At 52.9% G+C, this 9,712-nt stretch carries 7 protein-coding genes; 4 read left to right on the forward strand and 3 right to left on the reverse strand.

Features of this window, described 5'->3' with window-relative positions; genetic code table 11:
• Positions 1 to 790: 790 nt before the first annotated feature.
• Entirely contained in the window at positions 791 to 1,930 is a 1,140-nt protein-coding gene (locus A8990_RS30935; protein ID WP_116192866.1) for a stalk domain-containing protein, read from the reverse strand.
• Between the two features lie 271 nt (positions 1,931 to 2,201).
• Here A8990_RS30935 and A8990_RS30940 point away from each other — a divergent pair, with 271 nt between their 5' ends.
• Entirely contained in the window at positions 2,202 to 3,257 is a 1,056-nt protein-coding gene (locus tag A8990_RS30940) for a YeiH family protein (protein WP_116192871.1), read from the forward strand.
• Positions 3,258 to 3,303: 46 nt separating this feature from the next.
• On the opposite strand, the gene A8990_RS30945 is transcribed toward A8990_RS30940, so the two are convergent.
• Both A8990_RS30945 and A8990_RS30950 read right to left on the reverse strand, forming a co-directional pair.
• Positions 3,304 to 4,110, reverse strand: coding sequence for a Cof-type HAD-IIB family hydrolase (locus A8990_RS30945; RefSeq protein ID WP_116192867.1), 807 nt, complete (start codon positions 4,108 to 4,110; stop codon positions 3,304 to 3,306).
• 77 nt (positions 4,111 to 4,187) lie between these two features.
• Positions 4,188 to 5,039, reverse strand: a complete 852-nt coding sequence (locus tag A8990_RS30950; protein ID WP_116192868.1) for an AraC family transcriptional regulator — start codon at positions 5,037 to 5,039, stop codon at positions 4,188 to 4,190.
• 147 nt (positions 5,040 to 5,186) lie between these two features.
• Between A8990_RS30950 and A8990_RS30955 the strand changes: the two genes are divergently transcribed.
• The 3 genes from A8990_RS30955 to A8990_RS30965 all read left to right on the forward strand — a co-directional run bounded on the left by A8990_RS30955 (position 5,187) and on the right by A8990_RS30965 (position 9,335).
• Positions 5,187 to 6,119, forward strand: a complete 933-nt coding sequence (locus tag A8990_RS30955; RefSeq protein ID WP_116192872.1) for an aldo/keto reductase — start codon at positions 5,187 to 5,189, stop codon at positions 6,117 to 6,119.
• 197 nt (positions 6,120 to 6,316) lie between these two features.
• Positions 6,317 to 7,747: a S41 family peptidase gene (locus A8990_RS30960; protein ID WP_116192869.1), complete on the forward strand. Its 1,431-nt coding sequence runs from the start codon at positions 6,317 to 6,319 to the stop codon at positions 7,745 to 7,747.
• 88 nt (positions 7,748 to 7,835) lie between these two features.
• The gene (locus A8990_RS30965) at positions 7,836 to 9,335 is read left to right on the forward strand and encodes an IMP dehydrogenase (RefSeq protein WP_116192870.1); all 1,500 of its coding nucleotides are present in this window, start codon (positions 7,836 to 7,838) and stop codon (positions 9,333 to 9,335) included.
• Positions 9,336 to 9,712: the final 377 nt, after the last annotated feature.

Here is a 9,712-nt window from a genome sequence, read left to right on the forward strand (position 1 = left end):
GCAAACGATTCCGAGATCTCGATGGTTGGATAAGAAGAAGACTCCGGTCGGTACAGCTGCGAAGCTGGAGGAAGATAAGGAAACTTCATCGAGAGATGCGCAAACGAGGATGGGATAGAGAACTGCCGGGGTTACGAATGACCGCTTGGCGCAGCTCCTACTCGACGTATGCGCAGTATGCGATGCCAAACAAGTGGTTTGAAGAAATCGGTCTAAGTAGTTTGTCCTCGATCCAAAAAGACCTTCATCCCCAACGGGGATAATCATGGAGGAGCCGGATGCGATGACCCGCACGTCCGGATCTGTGAGAGGCCCATGCAATTGCGCATGGGCCTACTCGATTTGTTGAGAGAAAGCGAGAGATGGAAAACCCGCTCTCGGGGAACGAAAACAGGAAAATCTGGGGTCGAGAGAGGCAAAGGCCTTTTTCAGCGTAAGAAAACGACTCCGCTCAATGATTTTCGGCTTCGAGAGAGGGGAAACCCGCTCCCAGTGTTTAAAAGTAACTATTATGGTTGCTGAGAGAGGAAAAATCCTCTCTCGTTTGAGGTGTTGGCGTTGCCGACCTGGCCTCATGGGGCTGAGAGATCCAAAAGGGGTCTCTCGGTGACCTATCCCCACGAAAAAAAACTGAGAGATCCAAATCAGGTCTCTCAATGGTAAGTTGGGCGTGAAACGCGAGCCGCGCGAAGCCGAGAGACCCAAACGGGTTCTCTCGGCGACAAATCCGCGCAAAAAAGAAGCTGAGAGATCCAAATCGGATCTCTCAGCTTCTTCAGCTTTCTTACCTTTACTTCGCGTCCGCAGTAATCGTCACCGCGTTCTGGTCATACGCCACCTGCGCTTTCAGCACTTGCGAGAAGAATGTGAGCGGCACATAGAGCAAGTTATCCTTCACGACTGGCGCGGCGCCGAGCGTGAATGGAGCCAGCTTCGCATAAGTGTAGCGGTCTTTGCCAACTGTGAGCGACGTCCATTGTGCGCCTTTCGTCAGCTCTGTGCTTTGTGTCTTCGTATTCCAGCTAAGCGTATACCCGAGCTGCACAGCAAGCGTACGAAGCGGAGCCATTAGGAAGCCGTCTTTGTTAACAAACAGCTTACCAGCTCCAGTGAGCGTCGTACCGTTCACGACGATTTTGCTTGGCGTTGGAATGTTCACCGCAACTTCAGGCATGCCCGCAGCGTACGGTGCGATTTCGTACTGCTGGAAGATGATATAAGCCTTGTTCTTTTTTACATAGAACGCTTGACTGTCGGAGATGGTTTTGAATACATCTGGGAAGTATATGTCCTCATGCTTCTTAATATCTGCCGCTACAGCTTTGTTAATGATCGATTTATAATTGCTGCCGAAGAGATCTTTTAGCTTAAGCTGCGACGCAGTTGCTGTGTTCTTCACGTTATACGTTTGTGCAAGTGTGCCGCCATGAGCACCGCCTGTGTATGTGTACGTCAGTACCTTGAACGACAGTACATTACCTGCCGCATCACTGCCATCCGAATACACTTCGAAGCTCACGTAAACGGAGTATGGCCGGAACTCATATTGGCCGTCAGCCGCCGCTGCATCCGCCTTGGCTTGCTTATGCATCCCATCTGCGACTGCCATTGCACGTGCAGCTATATTGGCATTGAGCGCTTGCTGGTATTTGGCATCCTTCATTCCGCTAATGACCGGCAAGTGCAGCTCATAATCGAAGATATCTTCTTTCAAGGTTAACTTCTTTTCTTGTATCGTTACGCCGCCGGTAGCTGGAAGCTGAGCGCTAATAGGTACTGCTGTAACGATTGGAGCTGCGGTTACCTCGTTGCTAGTGGTTACGGCTGCTTCATCTGCGAAAGCTAGCGGTGCAGATGCGACGATGAAAAGTGTGCCGAGCGCGCCGAGTGTAAGTTGTTTAAGCGGGTATTTGAAACGTTTGCTGATCATTGAGAATCCCTCCGTAGTAGGTGTTTACCACATCATTATAGACGGACTCTCTCGAACTAAAGTTACAAAAAGGTAACGACCCTTCCGTACCATCGTTCCGGATTTGCAACTAAATAACAATTGTTTATTTTAATCATCATAATGATTGATTTCTCTTATCGGACAGCGCCACGTATAATGGGAACCATCTCATTCATCCGAGAAGGAGGAAGCCGTTATGGCAGAAACCCGGCATCATCCGACTAACACCGTGAAACGGCTTGCCCGGCAGATGCAAGTGCCTGCGCAAGTACGGCCTCGGCCAGTGATACAGCAGCACTTGGCAACAGGAATCGTCTTTACATTTCTCATCGCTGGCGCAGGATATGTCATTTCTCAGCTGCCCGTTTTCCATTATGCAGGTCAGATGGCTTGTGCCATTATCATAGCCGTCATATACCGCCACATATTAGGATATCCGCCGGAATCTCTTCGTTCGGGCATTAGCTTCTCCGGCAAAAACTTACTTCGGCTTGCCATCATCCTGTACGGGTTGAAGCTAAACATATCACAAGTCTTCCAAGAGGGGATTGGCTTGCTTGGACGCGATGTTGCCGTCGCTGCATTCGCAATCGGGTGTACCTTGCTGCTCGCGAAATGGTTCAAAGCAGACATGAAGCTTTCGCTGTTGCTTGGCATCGGCACGGGCATTTGCGGAGCAGCGGCCATTGCTGCCGTTTCGCCGATCGTGCGGGCGAAGGAGGAAGAAACCGCGCTCAGCGCGGGACTGATTGCGCTCGTCGGCACGGTCTTTGCGATCAGTTATACACTGCTTCGACCAATAATTGCCCTTACCGAGGAGCAATACGGCATCTGGTCCGGAACAAGCTTGCACGAGATTGCCCATGTTGCATTAGCGGCTGCGCCTGCAGGGCAAGATGCATTGGCGCTCGCGCTTCTCGCAAAGCTCGGACGCGTATTCTTGCTCGTTCCCCTTTGTCTCATACTCGTCGCACTGATGAAGCGCATCAGCCGCCGGAAGAATGTCCATGGACAGCAGCTCGACAGCACAGAAACAGCGCCAATTGCAATGCCATGGTTCCTGCTCGGATTCATGCTTATGAGCCTGCTAGGCAGCAGCAGCCCCGGTCAATCGGTACTGCAGTCCTCTCCAGCACTGACGGAAGGGCTTACGACGCTGACAACCTTTTTGCTCACAATGGCGATGGTTGCGCTCGGGTTGAATGTGAATCTGCGAAGGGACGGACAGAACGCTGTACTTAAGCCGCTAATTGCAATGATAATAACATCGCTGCTGCTTTCGTTATGGACGTATTTCACTGCCTAGTAACAAAAAGGAGCCGCGCCCTCAGGCACAGCTCTCCTCTCCAAACTTACACCGTCTCCGCTTGCAAAATAAACTTCTCAATGACATGGCGCACGCCTTCGTCATTGTTGGACTTTGTTACGTACTGAGCCATTTCCTTCAGCTTTGGCTGGGCATTGCCCATCGCGACGCCAAGGCCAGCAGCTTCGATCATCTCGTGATCGTTCCACGAATCGCCGATCGCGATGACTTCATCCAGCGTGCAGCCGATGTGCTCCGCCATGAAGGAGATCGCATGGCCTTTCGTGCCTTCCTTATGCGTCACTTCCAAGTAATGCGGCTTCGACTTCGTAATATGGACGCGGTCGCCGATTAGCGGAGCAAGCTCGAGCGCTACTTCGTCAAGACGAGCCGGATCGTCGATCATGAGCATCTTCATCGTCGGCTTCTTGATCAAAGAAGCAAAATCCGGATCTGCTACGAATGGAATATTCGACAGCTTCGAATAGCCGCGAGCCTTCTCGTTATCTTCTTTCACGTACAGAATATCATCAATATACAGCTGCAAATGCAGCTTGTTCTTCTCGCAATAAGCAATCAAATCCAGTGCAGCATCCTGCGGCACGCTGCGCTCATACAGCACTTCTTCCTCGAGCAGCGTCTTCACGAGCGAGCCTTGGTACGTAATGATCGGCACATCAAGCTCGATCTGCTTAGCGATCTTCTTCGCGGAAGCGTACATGCGGCCTGTCGCCAGCGTGACGAACACGCCTTTCTCAATTGCTGCGGCAAGCGCGGCTTTCGTGCCCGGAGTCACGATAATGTCATCGGTCAATAACGTATCATCGATATCGATTGCAATCAGTTTGTACATGGTTCTCTCCCTAGTCTGTCTGTTTTCATTGATTGTAGCTCATAACTCCCGCAAGCAACAAGCGTTTATTTCACCCATCAGGCCCGGGCAAATTGCTGCCGGTACGCGCTTGGCGTCATTTGCTCGCTCTCTTGAAACTTCTTGTTAAAATAACTGGGGTTCTCGTAGCCCGACAGCTTGGCGATTTCACTCACGCCTAAGTCCTGCCGCTCGACAAGCAGCTGCTTCGCCCGCTGAATGCGGCACATCGTTACGAATTCAAGCGGCGTCTGGCCAGCCGCACGGCGGAACCAGCGGCAGAAGGCGAACCGGTTCGTCACGGCACGCTTCGCCCAATAATTTAGATCGAATGGCTCGGCCGCCCGCGCCTGCAGTTCGGGCAGAAGTCCAAGAATGCGCGCATTCGCGGAAGAAGCGGCGTGAGCAGTATCTGCCAGCGGTTCGGCTTGCTCGATATATTCCGCGATAATGCCGTACAGCAGCATCGAGACTCGGCTCGGATGGAGCATCTTGTGCTCGCCGATTTCAAACAGCAGCTCGTCAATGCGGTTCTCCAACAGAGAAGGCGCGCGCAGCCGCCATGCGACTGAACGGCGAAAACCGCGCTCCGCCAGATCAGCACCGATGCCGCTGCCGTAGAAATGGACCCATTTGAAGTCCCAGGGCTGCTCGGAATTTGCAAAATAATGCTGTTTATCACCCGGGAAATATAGAAATGTGTCGCCTTCCCTAAGCTCGGTTACTCCGCCGGCATCGTCTACAACGTAGCCGGAGCCGCTGACGATGAGATGCAAATTAAACTGCTGCATCGATCCTGCGGGCCGCGCCACCTCATGCCCTTCATTTCCTTCATAATAGCCGGCAGATTCGGGAAAACAATAGAATCGCTCCTTCCGCAGCATCGGAAGCGTCAAATGTTGCTGAGCCATCTATATACGCGCTCCTTTTTCACCTAGGATCAATATTGTTGTAGTCGATGCAATATATTTCGATTTCTAAAAGTTAAAACCTTTATTACAATGAGCAATATACGATTATTCATCACAATCAGGTAAGGAGTGTTGACGTTGACGCAGATGAGACGAATTGAAGTTGCAGGCGTTGAGCAGGGCGTATCGCAGCTTGTTCACGGTTCCATGATGTTGAATGTAGACCGGATGGATTATACGCACGAGCTGCTGGATGCCTACACGGCAGTTGGCGGCAATGCGATCGATAGCGCACATATTTATGGCGCAAGCGCCGCACAAGCGATCGGGGCATGGATGGAGGCGCGCGGCAATCGCAGCGAGATGGTTATCATCGGCAAAGGCGCACACCCATACGAGCAGTCGCGCATGACGAAGACTTGCATCCAGAGCGACCTGCTGGAATCGCTTGAACGGATGAAGACCGACTATGTCGACATCTACATGCTGCACCGCGATGATCCGAACGTGCATGTCGGCTATATCCTCGAAGGGCTGAACGACCAGATCAAGGCAGGCCGCGCTCGTGCGCTTGGCGCATCGAACTGGACCGTTGCACGGATTCAAGAAGCGAATGCGTACGCAGCGAAGAACGGATTGATTGGCTTTGTTTGTAATAGCCCGAACCTTGCGCTGGCAAGACCGAACGAAGCACGCTGGGCAGGCTGCGTTTCGACGACAGCGGCAGACGAGGCTTGGCACGAGCAGTCGCAGCTGCCGATTATTTCGTGGTCCTCGCAATCCGGCGGCTTCTTCACCGACCGCTTCACGCCGGAGAACCGCGATGATGTAGATATGGTCCGCGTCAATTACAGCGAAGAGAACTGGGAGCGCAAGCGCAGAGCAGGCGTACTCGCAGAGAAATATGGCGTAACGGCGAATCACATCGCGCTCGCGTATGTGCTGAACCAGCCATTCCCGGTTGCTGCGATCGTCGGACCGCAGAAGCCGAGCGAGCTGCTCGACAGCGTCAAAGCGCTGCCGGTCATCCTGACTGCGGCAGAACGCAATTGGCTGAACTTAGTTACCGAGACGGTATAGCTGCAACGAATGAATCGGATTATCTAGTCGCAACATGAGGCTCCTTACAGCACGCGCGGATCGTTACTGCTACTACAGCAGGAGGTCGGCATCGGCTGTAAGGGGCCTCTTTTTCGAGCTGCGTGTACCAAACTTGCGGCGCTCCCCCGAATGCGATAGAGTGAGTTTTACAGGTTCATTTTGGAAGAGGTGTACGTATGAGTGTTTTTGGTGGGCAAGCGGTTAAGCAGCGGCGTCGTGTATCAATAGCCCTTCTGCTCGTTATCGCGGTTGGGGCAGGGTTTGCAGGCGGGCGAATCAGCATGCTGGTTCAGTACCCGGTCATGAAGGAAGCGGCGTTCAAGAACTTATCCTACGCGTATAACGAAATTATGAATCGTTACTTGAACGGTGCGCAGGCGAAGGCACTTGTCGATGGTGCGGCGGAAGGGATGGTCGCTTCACTCGGAGATCCGTATTCCGTATACATGACAGGCGAGAAGGGCGAACAGTTCGTCCAGTCGTATGAGGATCATTTTGTCGGCATCGGCGTGGAGATTCGCGAGGAAGACGGCGAGTTCGTGATTGAGAAAATCATTAAAGGCACGCCAGCATCGAAGTCCGAGCTGAAGGCTGGAGATACGTTCGTCACCGTGGAAGGCAAGCGGACAACCGGTATTGAGCTTACCGATTTGAAGGCATTGCTTCAAGGCAAAGAGGGCACGAAGGTGAAGATTTCCGTCCGTCGCGAAGGCCCGAATGGCACAATCGATCTGACCATCCCCCGCGGTGCAGTTCCCGTGCTGACTGTTTCTTACGAGATGAAACCGAATAACGTTGGCGAGATTACGATCAGCCGATTCGCCGAGAAGACGGCGGATGAGTTCGATGCGGCGATCGATGCGCTCCAGAAGAAGGGGATGAAGTCGCTGCTGCTCGATCTGCGCGGCAATCCCGGCGGCCTGCTTGAGCCGACAATTGAGCTTGCGAACCGCTTCGTGCCGAAGGGCAAGACGATCGTGCAAGTCGTATATAAAGATGAGCAGCATGTCATTACGCATACCTCGAATCAGAAGGAACCGTGGACGCTGCCGATAGTGATTCTCGTTGACGCTCATACGGCAAGTTCTGCAGAAGTGCTGACAGCGGCCCTCAAAGAGGATGCAGGCGCGCAGGTTGTTGGCGAGAAAACGTTCGGCAAAGGGATCGTCCAGAACTTCCGCCAGCTCAAGGATGGCTCGGTTCTGAAATTGACCGAAGCGCAGTGGCGTACGCCAAAAGGAAGCTGGATTCATAAGAAGGGCATCGAGCCTACGGTTGTCGTTGCACCTCCGGATTATGCGCTCCTGCCAGGTCTGCCTACCGGTCTGAAGCTGAAAGTCGGTGACTACGGGGACCAAGTGGTTACGGTACAGAAGATGCTTCAGGTGCTTGGCTACAAAGTTGGCGCTAGCTTTGGGATCTATGATGCGGATACGGAAAATGCGGTGCGCGCGTTCCAGTCGAACGAGAAGCTGCCCGTCACCGGCGCGATGAATGATAAGACGGCTTACCATATGGTTAGCCGGCTATCGGATAAGTTTAAAGTCGAGGATCCACAACAGAACAAGGCGATGTCGCTGCTGGAAACGGCAATGAAGCAAAAGTAGAAAGGTGAAAAAGGTGCATTGCTTGTTTTTATACGCTGTGATATGCTTGTAAAAATTTATTCTCGTGAATCGATCGGAGGCGTATTTTTTGGCACACTATTACATGGAACCATCCCGCACCTTTAGTGAATTTCTGCTGGTGCCGAACCTAACGACGAAGGAATGCAATCCGTCCAACGTCACGCTTAAGACCCCGATTGTCAAATTCAAGAAGGGCGAGAAACCGGCATATTCGCTTAATATTCCGTTCTCGTCCGCAGTGATGCAGGCCGTATCCGATGAACGGATGGCGGTCGCGCTTGCGCGCAGCGGCGGTATTTCGTTTATCTTCGGCTCCCAGTCGGTGGAGAGCCAAGCGGCAATGGTGCGCAAAGCGAAGAGCTACAAGGCAGGCTTCGTAGTTAGCCGCTCGAACCTGATGCCAACCCATACGCTGAGAGATGTGCTGGACCTGAAAGAACGGACAGGCCACTCGACTGTTGCGATTACGAGCGACGGTTCGGCGAACGGCAAGCTGCTCGGAATCGTTACAGGCCGTGATTACCGGATCAGCCGCGATTCGCTCACCAAGAAGGTGAGTGATTTCATGACTCCGTTCGAGAAGCTCGTTTATGGCAAATCCGGCATTACGCTGTCGGAAGCGAATGATCTCATCTGGGATCACAAGCTGAACTGTCTGCCGGTTGTCGATGCGGATAACAATCTCGATTACCTCGTATTCCGCAAAGACTACGATGAGCATAAAGAGAATCCGTCGGAGCTGCTTGATGCGAACAAGAGTTATGTCGTTGGCGCGGGCATTAACACGAAGGACTATGAAGAGCGTGTGCCGGCGCTTGTTGCTGCAGGCGTAGACGTGCTCGTAATCGACTCGTCCGACGGGTATTCCGAGTGGCAGAAAGATACGATCGAATATGTAAAATCGAACTTCGACGTGAAGATCGGCGCGGGTAACGTCGTTGACCGTGAAGGCTTCCTCTATCTGGTCGAGGCTGGCGCAGACTTTATCAAAGTCGGCATCGGCGGCGGCTCGATCTGTATTACACGCGAGCAGAAAGGTATCGGCCGCGGACAAGCATCCGCACTGATTGAAGTTGCGGCAGCGCGTGACGAGTATTACGGGCATACAGGTATTTATGTCCCGATCTGTTCCGACGGCGGTATCGTGCATGACTATCACATCACCCTTGCACTGGCAATGGGCGCGGACTTCGTTATGATGGGCAGATACTTCGCCCGTTTCGACGAGAGTCCAACGCGGAAGCTGAAGGTGGGCAACAATTTCGTGAAGGAGTTCTGGGGCGAAGGCTCGAACCGTGCGCGAAATTGGGAACGATATGACACTGGCGGCAAAGCAGGCCTCATGTTCGAAGAAGGCGTAGACTCGTACGTGCCATACGCGGGCAGTCTGCAAGAAAACCTCGGCAAGACGATTCATAAGATCAAATCGACCATGTGCAACTGCGGTTCGTTGACGATTGCGGAGCTGCAGAAGAACGCTCGCATTACGCTCGTCTCGGCAACAAGCATCATTGAGGGCGGCGCGCATGACGTTATCCTCAAGGAGAACAGCATCACTGGCGAATAATAATAACAAAGGGCTGCCTAATGACGGCGGCCCTTGTTTTGTTGTACGCCCAGCATGGGCGTCATCTCTAGGGTGAAAGTCCCGAACGGGGGCTGGCGAACGCCTACCGTTAGCCAAGAGCAAGGGTGTCCGCCGCGAGGCGGAATCTGAAGGAAGCTTAAGGCAAATGCACGAGCCAAGGTACACGAACTGGATTCGAGGCAGGGTTAGCCGGATGAGTCACCAACACATGACGAAATCCCAAGTCGCCAAAGGCTATCTTTGTAAACTCCAGTGGTTGCGGGCAGAAAGATGACGTTCTTATCTGGGGAGGTCTGCGGGAGGGGAAAAAAAATGCGAAGTCACTTCGTAACCGCAACCGAGAGGTTGCGCTGAAC

Source organism: Paenibacillus taihuensis, assembly GCF_003386535.1.
GTDB classification, from domain to species: domain Bacteria; phylum Bacillota; class Bacilli; order Paenibacillales; family Paenibacillaceae; genus Paenibacillus_Z; species Paenibacillus_Z taihuensis.